This is a genomic window from Micromonospora sp. NPDC005710 (genome assembly GCF_040630995.1).
Lineage (GTDB): Bacteria > Actinomycetota > Actinomycetes > Mycobacteriales > Micromonosporaceae > Micromonospora.
The window spans coordinates 1-20,103 of sequence record NZ_JBEXYP010000009.1; the positions used below are offsets into that span (position 1 = coordinate 1).

Annotated in this window: 25 protein-coding genes, 1 tRNA gene and 1 pseudogene; 23 read left to right on the forward strand and 4 right to left on the reverse strand. The window is 72.0% G+C overall.

The features are described 5' to 3' along the window. From ABZ406_RS14240 to ABZ406_RS14275, 8 genes and pseudogenes are all read left to right on the forward strand, one after another. A pseudogene (locus ABZ406_RS14240) lies at positions 1-176 on the forward strand (4Fe-4S ferredoxin); the annotation flags it as partial. Continuing rightward, a complete protein-coding gene (gene nrfD, locus ABZ406_RS14245; protein ID WP_357760507.1) occupies positions 173-1,393 on the forward strand; it encodes an NrfD/PsrC family molybdoenzyme membrane anchor subunit in 1,221 nt (406 codons plus the stop codon). The pseudogene ABZ406_RS14240 and the gene nrfD, both read left to right, overlap by 4 nt. Positions 1,394-1,406: 13 nt before the next feature. Next, positions 1,407-1,502: transfer RNA gene (locus ABZ406_RS14250), tRNA-Sec, on the forward strand. A 23-nt stretch (positions 1,503-1,525) separates the two neighbouring features. Then, positions 1,526-2,830, forward strand: coding sequence for an L-seryl-tRNA(Sec) selenium transferase (gene selA / locus ABZ406_RS14255; protein WP_357760510.1), 1,305 nt, complete (start codon positions 1,526-1,528; stop codon positions 2,828-2,830). 2 nt (positions 2,831-2,832) lie between these two features. Next, on the forward strand, positions 2,833-4,587 hold the full coding sequence (gene selB, locus ABZ406_RS14260) for a selenocysteine-specific translation elongation factor (protein WP_357760513.1): 1,755 nt from the start codon (positions 2,833-2,835) through the stop codon (positions 4,585-4,587). Positions 4,588-4,655: 68 nt separating this feature from the next. After that, complete coding sequence (locus ABZ406_RS14265; RefSeq protein ID WP_088989536.1) at positions 4,656-4,853, forward strand: hypothetical protein; 198 nt, start codon at positions 4,656-4,658, stop codon at positions 4,851-4,853. Positions 4,854-4,935: 82 nt separating this feature from the next. Then, positions 4,936-6,213, forward strand: coding sequence for a hemolysin family protein (locus tag ABZ406_RS14270; RefSeq protein ID WP_357760516.1), 1,278 nt, complete (start codon positions 4,936-4,938; stop codon positions 6,211-6,213). A gap of 73 nt (positions 6,214-6,286) precedes the next feature. Then, a complete protein-coding gene (locus ABZ406_RS14275; RefSeq protein ID WP_036410487.1) occupies positions 6,287-6,472 on the forward strand; it encodes a hypothetical protein in 186 nt (61 codons plus the stop codon). A 6-nt stretch (positions 6,473-6,478) separates the two neighbouring features. Here the strand turns inward: ABZ406_RS14275 and ABZ406_RS14280 are convergent, their stop codons facing one another. After that, positions 6,479-7,129, reverse strand: a complete 651-nt coding sequence (locus ABZ406_RS14280; protein WP_357760519.1) for a hypothetical protein — start codon at positions 7,127-7,129, stop codon at positions 6,479-6,481. Positions 7,130-7,261: 132 nt separating this feature from the next. On the opposite strand from ABZ406_RS14280, the gene ABZ406_RS14285 reads away from it, so the two are divergent. Then, positions 7,262-7,465, forward strand: a complete 204-nt coding sequence (locus ABZ406_RS14285) for a hypothetical protein (RefSeq protein WP_357760523.1) — start codon at positions 7,262-7,264, stop codon at positions 7,463-7,465. Here ABZ406_RS14285 and ABZ406_RS14290 read toward each other — a convergent pair whose 3' ends face one another. The 3 genes from ABZ406_RS14290 to ABZ406_RS14300 form a co-directional block, all read right to left on the reverse strand. After that, the gene (locus ABZ406_RS14290) at positions 7,466-7,942 is read right to left on the reverse strand and encodes a hypothetical protein (RefSeq protein ID WP_357760525.1); all 477 of its coding nucleotides are present in this window, start codon (positions 7,940-7,942) and stop codon (positions 7,466-7,468) included. Then, positions 7,939-8,151 carry a phosphatidylethanolamine-binding protein gene (locus ABZ406_RS14295; RefSeq protein ID WP_088989541.1) on the reverse strand — a complete coding sequence of 71 codons (213 nt, stop codon included), beginning with the start codon at positions 8,149-8,151 and terminating at the stop codon, positions 7,939-7,941. The genes ABZ406_RS14290 and ABZ406_RS14295 overlap by 4 nt, the downstream gene beginning before the upstream one ends. Positions 8,152-8,249: 98 nt before the next feature. Further along, entirely contained in the window at positions 8,250-9,131 is an 882-nt protein-coding gene (locus tag ABZ406_RS14300; RefSeq protein ID WP_357760528.1) for a universal stress protein, read from the reverse strand. Positions 9,132-9,244: 113 nt separating this feature from the next. Between ABZ406_RS14300 and ABZ406_RS14305 the strand changes: the two genes are divergently transcribed. From ABZ406_RS14305 to ABZ406_RS14370, 14 genes are all read left to right on the forward strand, one after another. Continuing rightward, on the forward strand, positions 9,245-9,991 hold the full coding sequence (locus ABZ406_RS14305; protein ID WP_357760531.1) for an SAM-dependent methyltransferase: 747 nt from the start codon (positions 9,245-9,247) through the stop codon (positions 9,989-9,991). A 71-nt stretch (positions 9,992-10,062) separates the two neighbouring features. Further along, positions 10,063-11,235: a PP2C family protein-serine/threonine phosphatase gene (locus ABZ406_RS14310; protein WP_357760534.1), complete on the forward strand. Its 1,173-nt coding sequence runs from the start codon at positions 10,063-10,065 to the stop codon at positions 11,233-11,235. Positions 11,236-11,291: 56 nt separating this feature from the next. Beyond that, complete coding sequence (locus tag ABZ406_RS14315; protein WP_357760536.1) at positions 11,292-11,753, forward strand: MarR family transcriptional regulator; 462 nt, start codon at positions 11,292-11,294, stop codon at positions 11,751-11,753. A gap of 296 nt (positions 11,754-12,049) precedes the next feature. After that, positions 12,050-12,682, forward strand: coding sequence for a CDP-alcohol phosphatidyltransferase family protein (locus tag ABZ406_RS14320; protein ID WP_357760539.1), 633 nt, complete (start codon positions 12,050-12,052; stop codon positions 12,680-12,682). Then, positions 12,679-13,623, forward strand: a complete 945-nt coding sequence (locus ABZ406_RS14325) for a DUF881 domain-containing protein (protein ID WP_357760541.1) — start codon at positions 12,679-12,681, stop codon at positions 13,621-13,623. Before ABZ406_RS14320 ends, ABZ406_RS14325 begins: the two co-directional genes overlap by 4 nt. Further along, positions 13,620-13,952: a small basic family protein gene (locus ABZ406_RS14330; RefSeq protein WP_030327710.1), complete on the forward strand. Its 333-nt coding sequence runs from the start codon at positions 13,620-13,622 to the stop codon at positions 13,950-13,952. Before ABZ406_RS14325 ends, ABZ406_RS14330 begins: the two co-directional genes overlap by 4 nt. Positions 13,953-13,963: 11 nt before the next feature. Then, complete coding sequence (locus ABZ406_RS14335; protein WP_357760544.1) at positions 13,964-14,977, forward strand: DUF881 domain-containing protein; 1,014 nt, start codon at positions 13,964-13,966, stop codon at positions 14,975-14,977. Positions 14,978-15,037: 60 nt separating this feature from the next. Then, positions 15,038-15,418, forward strand: a complete 381-nt coding sequence (gene gcvH, locus ABZ406_RS14340; protein ID WP_196926700.1) for a glycine cleavage system protein GcvH — start codon at positions 15,038-15,040, stop codon at positions 15,416-15,418. Between the two features lie 214 nt (positions 15,419-15,632). Continuing rightward, positions 15,633-16,085: an FHA domain-containing protein gene (locus tag ABZ406_RS14345; protein WP_007071101.1), complete on the forward strand. Its 453-nt coding sequence runs from the start codon at positions 15,633-15,635 to the stop codon at positions 16,083-16,085. 50 nt (positions 16,086-16,135) lie between these two features. Next, entirely contained in the window at positions 16,136-16,837 is a 702-nt protein-coding gene (locus tag ABZ406_RS14350; protein ID WP_357760546.1) for a MerR family transcriptional regulator, read from the forward strand. Between the two features lie 185 nt (positions 16,838-17,022). Continuing rightward, entirely contained in the window at positions 17,023-17,487 is a 465-nt protein-coding gene (locus ABZ406_RS14355) for a bifunctional nuclease family protein (RefSeq protein ID WP_030327706.1), read from the forward strand. Between the two features lie 159 nt (positions 17,488-17,646). After that, positions 17,647-18,243, forward strand: a complete 597-nt coding sequence (locus tag ABZ406_RS14360) for a MerR family transcriptional regulator (RefSeq protein WP_357760548.1) — start codon at positions 17,647-17,649, stop codon at positions 18,241-18,243. A gap of 259 nt (positions 18,244-18,502) precedes the next feature. Continuing rightward, positions 18,503-18,901: a group 1 truncated hemoglobin gene (locus ABZ406_RS14365; protein WP_357760551.1), complete on the forward strand. Its 399-nt coding sequence runs from the start codon at positions 18,503-18,505 to the stop codon at positions 18,899-18,901. A 2-nt stretch (positions 18,902-18,903) separates the two neighbouring features. Next, positions 18,904-20,085: a globin domain-containing protein gene (locus tag ABZ406_RS14370; protein ID WP_357760553.1), complete on the forward strand. Its 1,182-nt coding sequence runs from the start codon at positions 18,904-18,906 to the stop codon at positions 20,083-20,085. Positions 20,086-20,103 lie beyond the last annotated feature (18 nt).

Below are 20,103 nucleotides of genomic sequence, written 5' to 3' on the forward strand. Positions count from 1 at the left end.
GGGTGGGTGGTGACGGGGCGTTCTTCCTGCTGTTGGACGAGCCGGAGGTGTACGGGCTGCCGCCGGATCCGGTGGTGACCACCCGCGACCTGCCGAAGATGTGGAAACGTGCCGGCCTCGCCGCGCTCGCCATGGCGGCGGCGACAGTCGCCGCGTTCGTCGGAGGTTCCTCATGACCCCACCGGGCCCCGTGGGTGACCGGTTCCGTCGTTTCCGGGAGCGGCTCGACGCCGACGGCGGCGTCCCACCACGATTCGACGGCGAGTGGCCCCGCGGCGCGACGGGTGCCGAGCCCGCGACAGGTGCCCAGCCTGGGACAGGCGCAGACAGCGGCACCGCCGCCGAGCTGACCGCGCGGGGACGCGTCGAGGCCCCCGGCCGGCGGCGCCGACGGCGCGGGGGTGGCGGCGAGGAGGTGCGGGTGCCGGAGGCGACGTTCACGTCGTACTACGGTCGGCCCATCCTCAAGGCGCCGGTCTGGAAGTGGGACATCGCGGCGTACCTGTTCACCGGAGGGCTGGCCGCCGGCTCGTCGCTGCTCGCCGCGGGCGGGCAGCTGACCGGGCGGCCCGCGCTGCGGCGCGCCGGTCGGGTCACCGCGTTGGCGGCCGTCAGCGCCAGCGCCGTCTTCCTGGTGAAGGACCTGGGTCGGCCGGCGCGGTTCCACCACATGCTGCGGGTGGCCAAGGTGACCTCGCCGATGTCGGTGGGCACCTGGATCCTCACCGTGTACGGGCCGGCGGCGGGCGTCGCCGCGATCGCCGAGGCGGCGGTGGTGCTGCCCCGGCACGGTCCGCTCGGGCTGGCCTCTCGGGCGTTGCCGCCGATCGGGCACGCCGCTGGGCTGCTCGCCGCCGGTACCGCGCCGGCGCTGGCCACGTACACCGGAGTGTTGTTGGCGGACACGGCGGTGCCGTCGTGGCACGAGGCGTACCCCGAGTTGCCGGTGATCTTCGCGGGCAGCGCGCTGGCCAGCGGCGCCGGCGTGGGTCTGCTCGCCGCGCCGCCGGCCCAGGCCGGGCCGGCCCGCCGGATGGCGGTGGCCGGCGCGGCCCTGGAGTTGTACGCCACGCATCGGGTGGAGACCCGCCTCGGCCTGCTCAGCGAGCCCTACCGCTCGGGTCGGCCGGGTCGGTTGCTGCGCGCCGCGCGGCTGCTGACCGTCGGCGGGGTGGCCGGCGCCCTGCTGGGCCGGCGCAGTCGGGTGGTCGGGGCGCTCTCCGGCACCGCGCTGCTGACCGCGTCGGCGCTGACCCGGTTCGGCATCTTCCACGGTGGCGTCGCCTCGGCCCGCGACCCCCGGTACACGGTGGTGCCGCAACGCGAACGGGTCGAAGCGCGGCGGAGCAGCATGGATCTTCCATCTGATCGGGCGGCCCCGCCCGCGGTGTGATCGAATGTCCGGTGGAGGCGTTCAGGCGGCTGGTGCCCCTCCCGGTCTTCAAAACCGGAGTGGTCCGGGACCCGGGCCAGGCGGGTTCGATTCCCGTCCGTCTCCGCCACACCGCTCGCAGGAGATGACGTGATGGGCGACGGCCCGGTGGACCCGCGACGCCGGGTGCCCCGTACGGACACTCTGCTCGCCGACCCGGTGCTGGCCGCCGCCACGGCGACCCTCGGCCGGGAGCGGGTCAAGGCGGTCGTGTCCCGCGCGCAGGACCGCGCGCGTCGCGGTGAGCTCGACCCCGACGAGGTACGCGACGCGGCGGTCGCCGCGCTGCCCACCCCGGCCCCTCGGGTGGTCCTCAACGCCACCGGTGTCGTGCTGCACACGAACCTGGGCCGGGCGCCGTTGTCGCCCGCCGCGGTCGCCGCGGTGGTGGCCGCCGCCGGGCACACCGACGTCGAGTTGGACCTGGCCACCGGCCGGCGGGCCCGCCGTGGCCGGGGCGCGCTCGACGCGCTGGCCGCCGCCGTGCCCGACGCGGGCGCCGTGCACGTGGTCAACAACGGCGCTGCCGCGCTGGTGCTGGCCGCCACCGCGTTGGCCGGCGGCCGGGAGATCGTGGTCAGCCGGGGCGAGCTGGTCGAGATCGGCGACGGTTTCCGCCTGCCCGACCTGCTGGAGAGCACCGGTGCGCGGCTACGCGAGGTGGGCACCACCAACCGCACCACAATCGCGGACTACGCGGCCGCGCTCGGCCCGCAGACCGGTTTCGTGCTCAAGGTGCACCCGTCGAACTTCCGGGTCACCGGCTTCACCTCATCCACCGGGGTACGGCAGTTGGCCACGCTCGGGGTGCCGGTGGTCGCTGACATCGGCTCCGGGCTGCTCGGCCCGGACCCGCTGCTGCCCGACGAACCCGACGCGGCCAGCACCCTGCGCGCCGGCGCCACGCTCGTCACCGCCAGCGGCGACAAGCTGCTCGGTGGGCCGCAGGCGGGCCTGCTGCTGGGTGACGTCGAGATGATCGACCGACTGCGTCGCCACCCACTGGCCCGGGCGCTGCGGGTGGACAAGCTCACACTGGCCGCGCTGGCCGCCACACTGCACCAACCCGACACCCCGACCCGGGTGGCGCTGCACGCCGACCCCGGTGCCCTGCACGAACGGGTGGAACGGCTGCGGGACCGGCTCGGCACGGACGGCCGCAAGGCCGAGGTGGTGCCCGCGGTAGCGGTGGTCGGCGGCGGCGGCGCCCCCGGGGTGGAGCTGGACTCGTGGGCGTTGAGCCTGCCCGAGCGCTACGCGCTGCCACTGCGCACCGGAGACCCGCCGGTCCTCGGTCGGGTGGTGCGTGGCCGGCTCCTGCTCGACCTGCGGTGTGTGCCCGCCGACGCCGACGAGGCGGTCCGCGAGGCTGTGCTGCGCGTACCAGGGGACGACTGAGCGTGTTCGTCGTCGCGACCGCCGGGCACGTCGACCACGGCAAGTCGACACTGGTCCGGGCGTTGACCGGGATGGAACCCGACCGGTGGGCCGAGGAACGCCGCCGGGGGATGACAATCGACCTGGGTTTCGCCTGGACGACGTTGCCGTCCGGCGGCACCGTCGCATTCGTCGACGTACCCGGGCACGAGCGGTTCGTGCCGAACATGCTCGCCGGGGTCGGCCCCGTCCCGGCGGCGCTGATCGTGGTGGCCGCCGACGAGGGCTGGATGCCGCAGTCCGCCGAGCACCTGGCCGCCCTCGACGCGCTCGGCGTCGCGTACGGCCTGCTGGTGGTGACCCGCGCGGACCTGGCCGACCCGGGGCCGGCGACGGCGCACGCCCGCGCCGAGATCGCCGCGACGAGCCTGGGGGCAGTCCCGGCGGTGGCGGTCAGTGGTCTCACCGGCGCCGGCCTGCCGGAGCTGCGGGCCGCCCTGGACCGGCTCGCCGCCCACCTGCCCGCGCCGGTCGTGGACGACCCGGTCCGGCTGTGGGTGGACCGCAGCTTCACGGTGCGGGGCAGCGGCACCGTCGTCACCGGCACCCTCGGCGCCGGCCGGCTGCGGGTGGGCGACGAACTGGAGCTGGCCGGCGCCGACGAACCGGTCCGGGTCCGCGGCCTGCACTCGCTGGGCGAGGCCCGAACGGAGGCGACGGCGGTCGCCCGGGTGGCGGTCAACCTGCGTGGTACGCCCCGCGACCGGCTCGGCCGGGGCGACGCGTTGCTCACGCCGGGTCGGTTTCACCACAGCGACCTCGTCGACGTCCGGCTGACCGGTGACCCGGCCGCCGACCTGCCGGCCGCCCTCACCCTGCACGTCGGGTCGGCGGCGGTGCCGGTACGGGTGCGCCCGCTCGGCCCGGACACCGTCCGACTGCTACTGGCCCGCCCGTTGCCGTTGCTGGTCGGTGACCGGGCTCTGCTGCGGGACCCGGGCCGCCACCACGTCAGCGGCGGGGTGCGGGTGCTTGACGTGGCGCCGCCGCCGCTGGGCCGCCGGGGTGCGGCCGCCGCCCGCGCCCAGGTCCTCGCCGAGCTGGACGGTCGACCCGACCTGGCGGGGGAGCTGCGCCGTCGCCGGCTGGTCCGGGCCGGTGCGTTGCTCCGGATGGGTGTGCCGGTGCGCGCCGAGCCGGTGGCCGGCGACTGGCTGGCCGACCCCGCCCACTGGCGGCGGCTCGGCGAGCAGTTGACCGAGGAGGTGGCCCGGCACGCGCGGGAGCACCCGTTGGAACCCGGGATGCCAGTGGACGCGCTGCGCCAGCGCCTCGCCCTGCCCGACCGGGTGCTGGTCGAGGCGCTGGTCCGTCCGCCGTTGCGGGTCCACGCCGGTCGGGTCGGGGCGGCGAGCGTCGACGCGCTTCCCGAACCGGTGGCCAGGGCGGTGCGACGGGTCCGCGCCGAGTACGGCGACCGGCCGTTCCGGGCCCCCGAAGCCGACCGCCTCGTCGACCTCGGTCTGGGCCCCCGGGAGATCGGCGCCGCGGTGCGGGCCGGCGCGCTGCTGCGGTTGGCCGACAACGTGGTGCTGCTGCCGGACGCGCTCGACGACGCGGTACGGGTGTTGGCCGGACTGCCGCAGCCGTTCACTTTGTCGGCGGCCCGGCAGGCGCTGGACACCACCCGCCGGGTGGCGGTCCCGTTGTTGGAGTTGCTGGACCGCCGGGGCGCCACCCGCCGGCTGCCCGACGACGCCCGGATCGTCGTCACCTGAGCCCTCGCCCTACGCCGCGCTGGCGCTAACCGGCCCCGAGGTCGGTGACCGTCACCTACGGTGACGCCATGGACCCTTCGGCGGTCTGGCGGGACCGGCAGCACCAGTGGCGGATCGAGGCGTACCGGGCGCCGGACCTCCGTTTCGCCATCTACGCCACCAACGGCCCGACCGAGTCGGTGCCGCTGTGGCTGTTCGGGATGTCGGCGCTGGCCCGGTGGTTGATGACCCACTCCATCTCGCTCGACGACCTGGAGGTCGACTGAGCCCGGGGGCGCGCCCGCAAACCGGACCCGCGGTGCGCCCCGCTGCGGTTGAGTGGCCTGAGAAGGCGGACGGGGGTGCGTGATGGGTGGTCAGCTCGGGCAGTTGGCGTTGGTGGCCGTGCTGGTGCTCGTCAACGCCGCCCTCTCCGGCAGCGAGATGGCACTGGTGACCCTGCGGGAGGGGCAGTTGCGGCGGCTGGGCCGGCGCAGTCGCGCCGGTGACCGGCTGGTGCAGTTGTCCCGCGACCCGAACCGCTACCTGGCCACCGTTCAGCTCGGCATCACCCTGGCGGGGTTCCTCGCCTCGGCGGCGGCCGCGGTGTCGTTGGCCGGCCCACTCGTCGGCCCGTTGGGTTTCCTTGGCGGGGCGGCGCGTCCCGCCGCGGTGCTGCTGGTGACAGTGCTGCTGACGTTCGTCACGCTGGTGTTCGGGGAGTTGGCCCCGAAGCGGCTGGCCATGCAGCGGGCCGAACGGTGGGCGCTGCTGAGCGCCGGTCCGTTGGATCTGCTGGCCCGGGTGTCCCGGCCGGCGGTGTGGCTGCTCAGCCGGGCCACCGACGTGGTCGTGCGGCTCGCCGGCGGTGACCCGCGGGCCAACCGGGAGGAGATGACCGAGGAGGAGCTGCGGGAGATGCTGGCCAGCCAGCGTGGCCTGTCGGCCCAGCAGCGGGAGATCCTCACCGGCGCGTTCGACATCGCCGGCCGGACGTTGCGGGAGATCCTGGTGGCCCGGCGGGAGGTGACCACCCTGCCGGCCGACCTGGCCGCCGCCGAGGGGGTCCGGCGGCTCGCCGCCGCCGGGCGGTCCCGGGCTCCCGTCACCGGGCCGGGCGGCTTGGACGAGGTGCTCGGGGTGGTGCACATCCGGGACCTGGTGCGGGCCGGCACCGCCCCGGTGCGTGAGCGGGTCCGTGCGCCGTTGCTGCTGCCGGTGACCCTGCCGGTGGCCGACGCGATGCGTCAGCTTCGGCAGGAGCATCAGCAACTGGCCCTGGTGGTCGACGAGCACGGGGGCATCGACGGCATGGTGACCATGGAGGACCTGCTGGCCGAGGTGGTCGGCGAGTTGTACGACGAGACCGACCGTGACGTGCGCGGCGTCGTCCGGGAGGCGGACGGGTCACTGCTGGTGCCCGGCGACTTCCCGTTGCACGATCTGCCCGACCTGGGGGTGCGGTTGAGCTTCCCGCTGTCCCGGGACTACACCACTGTGGCCGGTCTGGTGCTGGCCCGGCTGCGGCACCTCCCGGACTCCCCGGGTGAGACGGTGCGGCTGCCCGGGCTGACCCTGCAGGTGGTGGAGGTCGCCGACCGGGCGGTGCGCCGGGTGCGGCTGTGCGGGTTCGTCGCCGAGCGTTGACCAGTCACCCGGACGAATGACAGAACGCCCGAATCGGCGAAGTGGTGATCGTCGCCCGCCTACCGTGCCAGACGTGAAGGACCGAGGGTTGCGTACGTTCGTCACGGTGCTTGCCGGCCTCGCGGTGATCTACTTCGGCAGCGCCGGCCGCAGCCCCGAGGAGGGTCGTGGCATCTCCGGCGGGGTGGTGGTCCTGGCGTTGCTCGCCGCGTTGCTGGTGTGGCACCTGACCCGCCCCGGGGACAAGACGGTCAAGTGAGCCGGTTCAGCGGGCGGCGACCCGGGTGACCTCACCGGCGGACTCCTCACCGAGCGCCACCCTGACCAGCGCTGAGGCGAGCCGGCCGAAGTCCGGTTCGTCGACGAGACCGGCGAGCCGGTCCGGGGTACCCGGCAGACCCAGCCGCTTCGCCCCGGCCAGGGCCCGCCGGTCGGCGTACGGGCGCACGTCCGACCACACCGCCTGTGCCTCCCGCAGGTAGATGTCCGCGCCGGTGGGGCCGATCCCGGGGAACTCGGTGAGCCGCCGTCGCAGCCCGGCACTGTCGCCCTGGGCCTCCCGGTGCAGGCGTCGCAGGTCACCGTGCCAGCGGTCCAGGCACAGCCGCGCACCGGTGCCGAGCATCGTGGCGGTCCGCTCGTCGTAGCGGCGGTAGTGGCCACGGCCCAGCGCGTCGACCCGCTCCTGCCAACTGGCCGCCTCCATCGCCTGCGGAGTGCGGTAGCCCGCGGCGAACAGTTCCCGCGCGGCGTCCACCGCCACGCACGCGCGGATCCGGGTGCTCAGCAGCGTGGTCAGCACCAGCAGTTGGTACAGCGGCCCCGGCCGGTCGGCGAGCCGGATACCGGCCTCCTCGGCGTACGTTCTGCCACGCCTGTCCAGCAGGACCCGCACCACGCTTCGATCATTGCCCATCCTGCCGGCTTACCCGGTCGAGGACCGGTTAGCCGTAGCACCGGCGACCGCTGCCGGAATGCCACCGGGGCGGGCGGGTATGCCGGCGGTGGAGGCGGTCGATGCCGTCGCCGTACCGGAGGGAGACACCCCGTGACGAACCCGCAGCAGCCGGAGTTGCGCCGCAACGCACTCGGCGCCACCAGTCAGGACAGCAAGGGCCCCGGCCCGGGTGGCCACCCGGCCAACCGTGGCACGTCGCGCGGCGACGAGGGTCGACCGGTCCCGAAGGGGCAGGTGTCGCCGTACGGCCCGGCCGGCGAGCCGGTGGCCGAGGACGACAGCGACACCCGCTGACTAGCGACAGCGATCTGACGGCCGCCGCAACCTGTTCCAGGTCGCGGCGGCCGTCAACCCGTACGCGAGGTGCGGGATGATGTCGGAGATCCAGTCGGAACGCCGCCAGGTACGCGGGTCGCTGAGGCCGAGCACGGTGATCGACCCGTCCGTCATGGTCATGACGCCCGCGCCGAGAAGCCCGGTGGCCACCGGCAACGGCTGACGCCGGCCACCGGCGTAGAGCGCGAACCCGATGCCCGCGGCGATGCCCAGCCCGTACCCGATCAGCGGCCCGAGGCCCGAGCGGCGGTTGGCCGCCCGGGCCCCGTTGCCCAGGTCCACGTGCGCGATCCCGGCCAGCCGGTCGACGGTCTCCTCGGGGATGTCGCTCTCCGGTCGTCCCCGCAGCGCCATGTCGAGGTAGCTGACCACGTTCAGCGCGGTGCTGCCGACGGCGCCCGCGATGGCGCCGTCGGCCACGTCGACCCTTCTCACTTCGGGTCGCCCGGTTCGCGCTCACTCTTCGGGCCGTACGTCCGGTCACCGCGAACCACGCCGCGTTGGCCGCGATCCTCCTGGAGGATCCGGTTCGCGACCTGGTTCGCCTTACCGTCAGGCACTCGGCGTCCGGAGTCGTCGATCGCGTTGCGCAACCGCGCCCGCTGCTTGTCGTACGCGTTGCTGCCGGGCCGTGGTCCTGGCATCTGTGCCTCCTTCGTCGGTCTGGGCACCTGGTGCTGCCCACCGTCGGCTGGGCGTACCGCCGCGGTCTACCCGTCTGGTGGCGGACCAACCCGGCGGACTACCGGGGCCCGCGGACCACGAGGACCGGGCACTGCGCGTGGTGCAGCATCGACTGACTCACCGACCCCAGGAGCAACCCCGTCACCTCGCCGCGCCCGTGCCCACCGACGACCGCCAGTTGGGCGGTACGGGACGCCTCGGCGAGCACGCTGCCAGGTCGACCGTGCACCGCCCGACAGGTCAACCGCAGACCCCGGTGGCCGTCGGTGAGGCCGGTGAGCCACCCGGCCAGCATCCGCTCCTGCTCGCCGCGCAGCGTCGCCTCGTCGTACACCAGGGGTTGCATGTCGCCGGGCCCGCTGCTGCCCGGGTGCCGGTAGGCGTGCACCGCCACCAGCGGCACACCGCGCGTCACCGCCGCCTCGGCGGCGTACTCCGCGGCCTGCCGGGAGGCGTCCGAGCCGTCCACCGCGACGAGCACCGGCTCGTCGGGGCGTTGCGTGCCGCGCGCGACAAGCACCGGGCAGTCGGCGTACGCGGCGACCTGCACCGCCACCGAGCCGACCACCAGCGCGGAGAACCCACCCAGCCCGCGGTCGCCGAGCACGATGAGCGCGGCGGTGGGGGACTCACCGACCAACACCGCGGCGGCCTCCCCGTCGATGATCTCGCCGGAGATCGGCAGGTCGGGCACCGTCGTCTCGGCCTCGCGCACCGCGGCTTCGACGAGTTCCTCGGCCCGGTGGCGCAGCCCACCGCCGGGCGGCGCCTGCGGGGCGGGGGACACCGGTACGTGCAGCAACGGCCAGATGAAGCCGTGCACGACCCGCAGCGGCCGGCGCCTGCGTGCCGCCTCGGTGGCGGCGAGGCGGACGGCGCGCAGCGCCGACTCCGACCCGTCGACGCCGACCACCACCGCCGCGTTGTTCGCCGAGTTCACAGCCCCACCTCCGCTCGCGGCAAGTATCGCGGGCCCGGACGCCCCCGCGCCGCGATACCGCTGAGCACGTCGCGGTCGGTACGCTGGCGACGACCGGGGAGGGAGCGCCGCCGATGGGTGAACCGGACCAGCCGAGCACCGCTCGCATGATCGACTTCTGGCTCGGCGGGCAGCATCACTTTCCCGTGGACGTGGCCGCCGCGAACGCGTTCGAGCAGGCGTACGGGCCGTGCGCGCCGGTCTTCCGGGAGTTGCGGGCGTTCCTGGGCCGTGCGGTGCGGGCCATGGCCGCCGAGGGCGTGGACGGGTTCCTGGTGTTTGGTGCCGGGGTGCCGACGATGGGCAACGTGCACGAGGTCGTCCCCGACGCAACGGTGCTCTACACCGACGTCGACCCGGTCACCATCCGACTGGGACAGAGCATCCTCGCCGGCAGTGACCGGGCCGGCTACGGCTTCGGCGACGCGACGGACATCGGTACCGTCGACCCGGCGCAGCTGCACCGCTTCGTGCCCGGGTGGGGCCGGCGGCCGGTCGGCGTGGTCTTCCTGGGGTTGGCGGCGTTCCTCGACGACGCCACGCTGACCCACACCCTCGACGAGTTGTACGCTGCCGCGGCGTCGGGCAGCCTGCTCGCTCTGGACTTCGACACCGAGGAGCTGGCCGGTCATCCGCAGGCGTTGGCCATGATGGGCCCGCAGTTCCGGATGCGTCCACCGGCGGCGTTCGCGCCCCTGCTCGGTCGGTGGGCGCCGACAGCGGACGGGATCGTCCCGGTCGCCGAGTGGCGGCCGGACGGCCCGCCGACGCGGGTGCCCGACGCGTTCCACGGTGTGCTCGCGATCCGCGCGGCGGACTGACCGCGCCGACCGCCCGTCCGGAGGCTTCCGTATGATGCTTGCCCTATAGCAAGCTTCGGGGGAGGACGACGATGACAGACGCGCCGGACGTGGTGTCGCGCGCGTTGCGCGAGGCCCCACCCGACCAGTTGGCGGAGGCCGCCGACCGGGCGATCCGGTCGACGATGGGCGCGCTGCGCACCGATGTCTTCGTCGCCGACTACCGGATCAGCGGCCTCTGGCCGGTGCTGGACCCGGATCTGCCGGCAGGCGGCTTCCTGGCCTGCCACACCATGGCGCAGCGGTGCTTCAGCAGCCAGCAACCCGTACGCGACGGCGAGGGCCCCTGCCGGCTCTACCTGCCGTTGACGGTGTGGGGGGAGCGGGTCGGCGTGCTGCTGATCGAGCTTTCGACAGTGCCGAACGCGGCGGTCACCGGTCGGGCGACGGACATCGCCGGCGCCCTGGCGGTGGCGATGCGCGCGGCGGACCGGGAGACCGACCGTTACCGGCGGGCCCGGCGGCGGGAGAGGCTGACGATGGCCGCCGAGATGCAGTGGGACCTGCTGCCCGGCCGCGGCGTGTCACACCACGCGTTCGACCTGGCCGGTCAGCTCGAACCGGCGTACAGCGTGGGGGGCGATCACTTCGACTGGTCCCTCGACGGCGACCGGCTCACCGTCACGGTGCTCAACGGTGCGGGCAACGGGCTGGCCGCGTCCCTGTTGACCGCCGTGACCGTCAACGGGATGCGCAACGCCCGTCGCTCCGGTGGCGGTCTGGTGGAACAGGCCGAGCTGGCCTCGGACACGCTCTTCTACCAACACCGGGGTGCCCGGTACGTGGCGACACTGCTGCTCGAGGTGGACACTCGCCTCGGCCGGGTGCGGACTGTCGACGCGGGCTCTCCCCACCTGTTACGGATGCGCGGGTCCACTGTCGAGCGGATGAAGCTGGATCAGCAGCTGCCGTTGGGGATGTTCGCCGAGACCCGCTACGAGCTTCAGGAGCTGCAACTCGCCCCCGGCGACCGGCTCTTCGTGGTCAGTGACGGGGTGTGGGCCGCGGAGCCGCCGGGTCAGGAGCCGTACGGGCAGCGGATGATGGCGCGGTCCCTGCGCGCCACGCGGTTGCAGCCGCCGGCCGAGGCGGTTGGTACGGTGATGCGCGAACTGCACGCCTACCACGCCGATTCCGATCTGCGCGACGATGCCGTCGTGGTCTGTCTGGACTGGCACGGTCCCCGGGAACGGGGCACGGAGTGAGGTTCGCCGCCGCGATGCCCGGCGGGCACCAGCGCGACGACGGCAGGGGACATCAGGTGGAGCGACCTGCGGATCTCGCCGCGGCGATCGACGCGGCTGCCGGGACGCTTGTCGCCGTGCTGGACGCGGCCACCGCGCGGCACCAGGTGCCGCCCACCCAGTTGAGGGTGCTCACGCTGATCAGCGGTCGACCGGAGACCAACGTCAACGGGTTGGCGGAGTTGCTGGACGTGGTGCCCTCGTCGGCGAGCCGGCTGTGCGACCGGCTGGAGGCGACCGGGCTGTTGCGCAGGGTGGCCGATCCGCGTGACCGGCGGGAGGTGCGGCTGGTGCCGACCCCCGCGGCACTGACCCTGCTGGGGGAGTTGGCCGAGCGGCGGCAGCGCGCGGTGCAGGCGGTGCTGGACCGGATGCCGGCGCGTAAGCAGCACGAGCTGTTGCTGGCGCTCGTCGGGTTCGCCCGGGCGGCGACAGCGGTGCCCGAGCAGCAGACCGATCCCGCGGCGCAGACGGCCTGAGCGTCGTCTCCCGCTTCCACTAGTGTCCTAGGACGCTTTACGCGTGGTGATCCACGCCACAGTGCGGCAACGCCGCACCGACAGCCCGGCGGCAGCGCCCAGCCAGGGAGAGGAAGCCCGATATAGTGGCAGCGCACCTACCCGGCCCGCGATCACCACGATCGCGGGCCGCATCAGGGCAAGGGGTCCCACCCGGGGCCGCAGGGGACAGCCGGCGCTGGTCGGCCCGACAGCGCGTACGACCCTCAGCCGCGCCCGGCGTCGGCCGGGGGCCCACGTGCCGTGGAGGAGGATCGGTGTCGCGTCGGCCGGCTCGGGCAGAGCAACCGCGGGACACCGGCGACGACACCCCCAGCAAGCAGGTGCTGACCCTGCCCAACCTGATCAGCTTCGGCCGGCTGCTGGGCGTCCCGCTGTTTCTCTACCTCTTCCTGGTGCGGCGGGCCGACGTGGCGGCGGTCGTCGTGTTGGCCATCGGCGGCACCACCGACTGGGTCGACGGGTGGATCGCCCGCCGCCTGCGTCAGGTGAGCCGCCTGGGCGAACTGCTCGACCCGCTCGCCGACCGGTTGTACATCCTCGCCACCCTCGTCGCCTTCACCGCGCGGGAGGTGGTGCCGTGGCAGTTCACCGCGGCGCTGCTGGCCCGTGAGGTGCTCCTGCTCGCCTCGCTGGCGGTGCTGCGCCGCTACGGGTACGGGCCGCCGCCGGTGCACTACGTGGGCAAGACCGCCACGTTCCTGCTGCTCGCGGCGTTCCCGGTGCTGCTGCTGGCCAGCGCGGCGACCGACGTGGCGACGGCCGCGAGCGCCATCGGGTGGGCGTTGGCGTGGTGGGGCCTGGTGCTCTACTGGGTGGCCGGCGGGATGTACGTCGTGCAGGCGGCCCGGTTGGTGCGCGTGGCGCGCGTTTCGGGGGCGGCGGCGTGAGCGCGCCGCGGCTGGGCAAGCCCGGTCAGGACCGGGTGTACGCGCCGGACTTCCTCACCGAGTTGTTCCGCAACCCGTTGGATCCGGGGTACGCGGACGCGGCTGCCGCCCGTCGGCGTTCGGCGGGTTCCCCTCCGGCGCGGGGGTTGCGGGCCCTGCCGGGTCGGTCGGTGAGCCTGATCGTGGTCGTGGCGCTCGGTTTCCTGTTCGCTGTCGCGTACCGGCAGACGATGGCGGACGAGCCGGGTCGCAGTCAGGCCCGCTCGGGTCTGGTGACGCAGATCAAGGAGCGGGAGCGCCAGACGGACCGGTTGTCCACGCGGGCTGACCAGCTGCGCGAGGAGGTCAGCCGGCAGCGGGACGCGGCGTTGAGCGGTTCGGCTGCGGCCCGGTTGCGCAACCTGGAGGCGAGCACCGGTCTGGGGCGGGTGCGTGGTGACGGTGTGGTGGTGCGGTTGGCGGACGCGCCGGACAATGCGGACGCGGTGACCGGTGCCGGCGCTGGGCCGCCGCGGGTGCTGTACAGCGACCTGCAGGGGGTGGCGAACGCGTTGTGGAGTTCGGGCGCGGAGGCGATCGCCATCAACGGGCAGCGGTTGACGGCGACGTCGACGATCCGGTCGGCGGGTGAGGCGATGCTCGTGGATTTCCGGCCGGTGACCGGGCCGTACGAGGTGTCGGCGATCGGGCCGGGTTCGATGCGGCGCGCGTTCGAGGACAGTCGTAACGCGGCGCTGATGCGGGAGGTCGCGCAGAAGACCGGGTTGTCGTTCGGTGTGCGGGAGTCGGATGACCTCACGTTGCCGGCGGCGCCGGAGCCGCAGCTACGCTACGCCAAGCCGTCGGTCAGTCCGAGCCCTTCCGCGTCGGGTGTCCGGTCCGGCAGTCCCGGGTCGTCTGGTCCGGCGACGACTGTTAGCCCCTCCGGAGGTGGCCGATGATCGCGGTGCTGGCGTTGCTCGCCGGTGTGGTGCTGGGCGTGTGGCTTGATCCCACGGTGCCGGCGGCGTTGCAGCCGTACCTGCCGATCGCGGTGGTGGCCGCGTTGGACGCGGTGTTCGGTGGGGTGCGGGCCCGGTTGGATCGCATCTTCGACGACAAGCAGTTCGTGGTGTCGTTCATTTCGAACGTGCTGGTCGCTGGTTTGATCGTGTATCTGGGTGACCAGTTGGGGGTGGGCGGTCAGTTGTCCACGGGTGTGGTGGTTGTGCTTGGTGTGCGTATCTTCGGCAATGTGGCGGCGATCCGTCGGCACCTGTTCCGGGCGTAGGTTGGGTTGCGATGAGTGACGAGCAGACCGACACGGGGACCGGGTGGCCGCAGCCGGCGGGTCCGGTGCGGCCGGGTGGGCCGGCGGGTGAGCCGGATCCGCGGCCGGATGCGCCGGATCCGGACGAGTTGAGCCCGTTGGCGCCGGAGGCGCCCGCGCAGCCGCGACCGTCGGATGATGAGCCTGCGGTCGAGCCGGGTGTGGAGTCGGTCGACGACGGTGCGACGGTGGACCTGAGTGCGGTGTCGCGGTCGGGGGAGCCGGTATCGGGTTCCGATGGGTTGGCTGAGCCGGTGGGGGAGTCGGCGGCGCCGGTGGTGGCTGGTCGGTCCCGGTGGAGTGCGGCCGGGGTGATGATCGTGGCGTTGTTGGCGTTGCTGGGGTTCACGTTGGTCGTGCAGTTGAAGACGACGTCGACGGATCCGACGTTGGGGGCGACGCGGCAGGAGGACCTGGTGCGGATCCTGTCGGATCTGGATGCACGGGAGAATCGTCTGCAGCAGGACATTCGGGCTCTGGAGGACAGTCAGCGGCAGTTGCGATCGGGTGAGCAGGGTCGGCAGGCGGCGTTGGATGAGGCGACGCGGCGGGCGGACGAGTTGGGCATTCTGGCGGGGACGTTGCCGGCGGTGGGGCCGGGGTTGACTGTGCAGTTCGATGCCGGGGTCAAGCCGATCTCGGCGAATCGGGTGTTGGACGCGGTGCAGGAGTTGCGGGGTGCGGGCGCGGAGGCGATGCAGATCTCCGGTGGGGATCGGGCGACCGTGCGGATCATCGCGTCGACGTTCTTCCTGGATGGGGACAACGGGTCGTTGGTGGTCGAGGGGCGTCGGTTGACGGGGCCGTACACGATCACGGTGATCGGTGATCCGGCGACGATGCGTACGGCGTTGAACATTCCTGGTGGGGTGGTGGCGTCGGTCCGGGGTGGCGGCGGTAACGTGACGTTTGGGGAGCGTGAGGTTGCCGAGGTTTCGGCGCTGCACGTGCCGATCAAGTTGGAACACGCCCGTCCGGTCTCCTGACCGGCGCGGCCGCGCCGGACCCGGGTGGTCCGGGGCACCGATGGATGAAGGACGCGTCTGGTGATTCCTGAGGATCTGCGATACACCGCCGAGCATGAGTGGGTGGCGGGTGACGGCACGGCTTCGGTCCGGGTCGGTATCACTCACTTCGCCCAGGACGCGCTCGGTGACATCGTGTACGTGCAGTTGCCCGAGGCGGGTGCTGTGGTCGCGGCCGGTGACTCGTTGGGTGAGATCGAGTCGACCAAGAGCGTGTCGGAGATCTACGCGCCGGTGGCCGGTACGGTGGCGGCGCGCAACGACGCGTTGGGTGACACGCCTGAGCTGATCAATACTGATCCGTACGGTGAGGGTTGGTTGGTGGAGATCACGCCGAATGATCCGACTGCCACTGATGGGTTGCTGACGGCGGCGGCGTATCAGAAGATCACCGAAGGCTGAGTGTGCTTGATCCGGTGCGTGGGCTGTCTGCGCGCGTCCGGTTGCCCTGCATTTCGGCGCTGGCTAGGCTCGCCCAGTCGACCGAGAACCCAATAGTTGAGCGTTGCGGAATTGCCTTCCCGGGCACGGGGAGCCAGCCGCCGGGTGTTTACGTGCCCGGCGGCCAGACCCGCCATTACCCGACGCCGACCGATCAGATCCGTGAGGTGGTCCCATGACGCGGCCAGACGACGAGTTCCCCCCACTCGACGTCACTTCGACGCTCAATCTCGGTTCGCTCGACGAAGTGCTGGAGGGGCCGGATACCGATGTGGTGCCGAGCCGGATGTCCGGTTCGTTGCCGCCGGGTATGGCGCTGCTGGTGGTTCGTCGAGGCCCGAATGCGGGTGCCCGGTTCCTGTTGGACCACGATGTGACGACCAGTGGCCGGCACCCGGACAGTGACATCTTCCTGGATGACGTGACGGTGTCGCGTCGGCACGCGGAGTTCCACCGGGATGGTGGGACGTTCACGGTGCGGGATGTGGGCAGCCTGAATGGCACGTATGTCAATCGTGAGCGGGTTGAGGCGGCCACGTTGAGCAATGGTGACGAGGTTCAGATCGGTAAGTTCCGGGTGGTGTTCATCGCCGGTCCGCGCCCGGAGGAGGAGGCCGGCCGGGGGTGAACGAGCCTGCGGCCTCCATGTCACCCGGGTCGGCTCGGTCTGAGCCGCTGATGAGCATCGGTGAGGTGCTTGGGCAGTTGCGGGTGGATTTTCCGGACACCACGATTTCGAAGTTGCGGTTTCTTGAGGCCGAGGGTTTGGTCGAGCCGCAGCGGACGGCGGCGGGTTACCGGAAGTACAGCTGGGACGATGTGGCGCGGTTGCGGTTCGTGTTGACCGCGCAGCGGGACAAGTATCTGCCGTTGCGGGTGATCCGGGAGCAGTTGGCCCAGTGGGATTCGTCCGGTGAGCAGCCGGGGCGGTCGCGGCCGGCGTTGGTGGCGGTTGGTCCTGATGGTGCGGTGCCGGGTCGTGAGGTGCCGGAGCCGGCCGAGTCGTCGCAGCTGCGGCTCGGCCGGACGGATCTGGTGGCGCGTAGTGGGATCGACGAGTCGACGTTGGTGGAGTTGGAGCGGCTCGGTGTGCTGGTGTCGGATCCGCCGGGGTGGTATGACGCGGATGCTCTGATCATCGCGTCGGCGGTGGCGGGGTTGGCGGCGTACGGGTTGGAGCCGCGGCACCTGCGGGGTTATCGGACGGCGGCGGACCGTGAGGTTGGTTTGTTCGCGCAGTTGGTGGCGCCGTTGGCACGGCAGAGTGATCCGGCTGCGCGGGCGCGGGCGGCGGAGACGGCGCGGGAGTTGGTGGCGTTGTCGGAGCAGTTGCACGCGGCGTTGGTGCGGGTGGGTCTGCGGTCGACGTTGGGTCGGTGAGGGTGCCCGGTGGGTGGTCGCTGAGCGGAAAGATCTCTTCCGGGAAGCGTGCCGTAGGCTTGCCGGGGTAACCCCTTTTCGGCGCGGGCGTGGTGCTGTAGCGCATGGGACGGCCGTGTTGCGGTCCGTGTACCGTGCAGGGAAGGGCGCGGTGCGGCGTAGGTGACAACGACACGGAGGCGGCGGTGCGCGAGCTGAGCGTGGTCGGAGTTCGGGTGGAGCTGCCCAGCAACCAGCCGATCGTCCTGCTCAGGGAGGTCGAGGGCGACCGCTATCTGCCGATTTGGATCGGCGCGGTCGAGGCCACGGCTATCGCTTATGAGCAGCAGGGGGTCAAGCCAGCGCGGCCGTTGACGCATGATCTTCTGCGGGACGTGTTGGCGGCGTTGAAGGCACCTTTGCAGGCGGTGGAGATCACCGAGCTGAAGGAGAACGTCTTCTACGCGGATTTGTTGATCGGCGACGGGGTGCGGGTGTCGGCGCGGCCGAGCGATTCGATCGCGTTGGCGTTGCGGGTTGGTGCGCCGATTCGTTGTGCGGAGCAGGTCCTCAGCGAGGCGGGGATCGTTATCCCTGACGAGCAGGAGGACGAGGTGGAGAAGTTCCGCGAGTTCCTGGAGCAGGTGCGTCCGGAGGATTTCGCGGGCTGAGGTGTGCCCGGGCTCGGTTGGTGATCTTTCTCGGTGGCTGCGCGGCGTGTCGCGTCGGTTCCTCCGTGGTAACCCCTGACGGTGGCGATAGGGTTTCCATGTCGAGGGGTGCGCGTCCCGGAAACGACGCGTCGCCACACTGACGGGGAGGTTGTCGGGATGCACGAGCCGCGGGATTCCGATCCGGGTGCAGAGTTCGACGAGTCGGGTGCCTCGTCGCCAGGTGTGGCGACTGAGGGTGACGGTTCGGTTGGCTACCGGGGTGTGACGGCCTGCCACGCGGTGGGCATCAGTTACCGGCAGTTGGATTACTGGGCGCGGACGACGCTTGTGGTGCCGAGCGTTCGTGATGCCTCGGGTTCGGGGACGCAGCGGTTGTATTCGTTCCGGGACCTGGTGGTGTTGAAGGTCGTGAAGCGGTTGTTGGATGCGGGGGTGTCCCTGCAGAACATCCGTAAGGCGATCGAGGCGTTGCGGTCGCGTGGTGTGGAGGACCTGGCGGGCATCACGTTGATCTCTGATGGGACGACGGTGTATGAGTGTCGGTCGCCGGAGGAGGTGGTCGACCTGTTGCAGGGCGGCCAGGGGGTCTTCGGCATCGCGATCGGTGGGGCCTTCAAGGAGATCCAGGGGTCGTTGTCGCATCTGCCGGCGGAGCCGGCGACGAGCGCCCCGTTGGAGCCGGCGGTGGCGTCGGGGTCGGATCCGGTGGGTGACGAGTTGGCGGCGCGGCGAGCGCGGCGGCGGGCCGGCTGATCGTTCCAGCTTCCGGGTTTTTTCCGGTTGGTTTTCTCGCGACCGTCGGTGACGGTTTCCGGGGTTCTCTCGCTGCGGTGGTCCACTGTGGATACGGTGGGTGGCGTTGCGGTGGCCGGCTGTGCAGATTCCCACTGGTAGTGGTGACGCAGCGTGGTGGTGTGTTGTCGGGAAGCCGATACGGGGGCCCTGACCGGAGCCGTTTGACACGCTATGGTCCCTCACGGTTCTGGACCCTTCACCCCCGGAAGGAACGACCGTGACGGTTACGGAAGAGACTGCTCCCGCTTCACACTTCGACCGTATTGGCGGTGCCAGTTCGGTCAAGGCGGCGGTTGAGCTGTTCTACGACAAGGTGCTCGCGGACCCGGAGTTGGCGGGCTACTTCGCCGACGTGGACATGGCGGGTCAGCGGCGGCACCTGGCGTTGATGTTGACGGTGGTGCTGGGCGGTCCGAACGAGTACACGGGTCGTGAGTTGGCTGAGGCGCACCAGCCGTTGCACATCACTGCGGAGCACTACGCGAAGGTGGGCGGGCACCTGACGGCGACGCTCACCGAGTTGGGGGTGCCGGCGGACGTCATCGCCGAGGTGCAGACAGTGCTGGGGAAGGTGCAGGACCAGGTGGTGGCTGCCGGAGACCGGTCGGACGCCTGAGCGTGGACGCCGCTCGCCTCAAGCAGAGCTGGTCGGTGGTCGCCGGTCACGGTGACCAGGTGCCGCTCTATTTCTACTCGACGTTGTTTCTCGCTCATCCCGAGACGCGGCAGATGTTTCCCACGAACATGGCCGGTCAGCGGGACCGGCTGGTGACCGCGTTGGGTCACATCGTGTCCAACGTGGACCAGGTGGATCGGCTGGTGGGTTTCCTGCAGGATCTCGGCGCTGATCACCGCAAGTTCGCGGTCCGCGCGGAGCACTACCCGGCGGTCGGTGAGGCGCTGGTGGCGACGTTGCAGCATTTCCTCGCCGAGCAGTGGACCGACGAGTTGGCCGCGGACTGGACGGCGGCGTACGGGTTGGTCGCCCAGGTGATGGTCGAGGCCGCGCAGGCCGCTGAGGCGGTCAATCCGCCGTGGTGGGTGGCGGAGATCGTGGGCCACGAGCGGCGCGCGTTCGACTTGGCGGTGTTGACGGTGCGTCCGCAGTACCTGTTGCCGTTCACCCCGGGTCAGTCGGTAGGTGTGTCGCATCCGTCGGTGCGGTCGTGGCGGTACTACTCGCCGGCGAACGCCCCGCGGGCGGACGGCACGTTGGAGTTGCATGTGCGGGCCGCGCCGGGTGGCGCGGTGTCGTCGCGGCTGGTGTACGGGTCGGCGGTGGGCGACCGGATCCACCTGGCGGCGCCGGTGGGGGACCGGCTGGGGTTGTGGTCGGCGGGCTCCAGTGACCTGTTGCTGTTGGTCGCGGGGACCGGTTGGGCGCCGGTGAAGGCGTTGGTGGAGCAGGTGGCCGCTGAGGGTTCCCGCCGGCGGGTGGACCTGTACGTGGGGGCCCGTTCCCGTAGCGAGTTCTACGACAGCGACGCGATCGACAAGTTGGCGTCGTCGTATCCGTGGTTGACGGTGAACTACGTGGTGGGTGCCGACGTGCACCGGCCGGGTGAGTTCGTGCAGGCGGTGGACCGGGCGTTGGCCGACGGTGACTGGCGTTCCCGGCACGTGTTCGTGTGTGGGTCGGACGAGATGGTGTCGCACGCGGTGCGGACGTTGGCGCAGGCGGGTTACCACGCGGGTCAGGTGCACCACGAGGGTCTGGGTGCGCAGTGGTACGGCCCGGCGTGGCGAACGGCGGTGCAGCAGTCGGCTGCGGGTGACGCTTCGGGAGGTGGGCACAGGTGAGCGCGAGGAGTGAGCTTG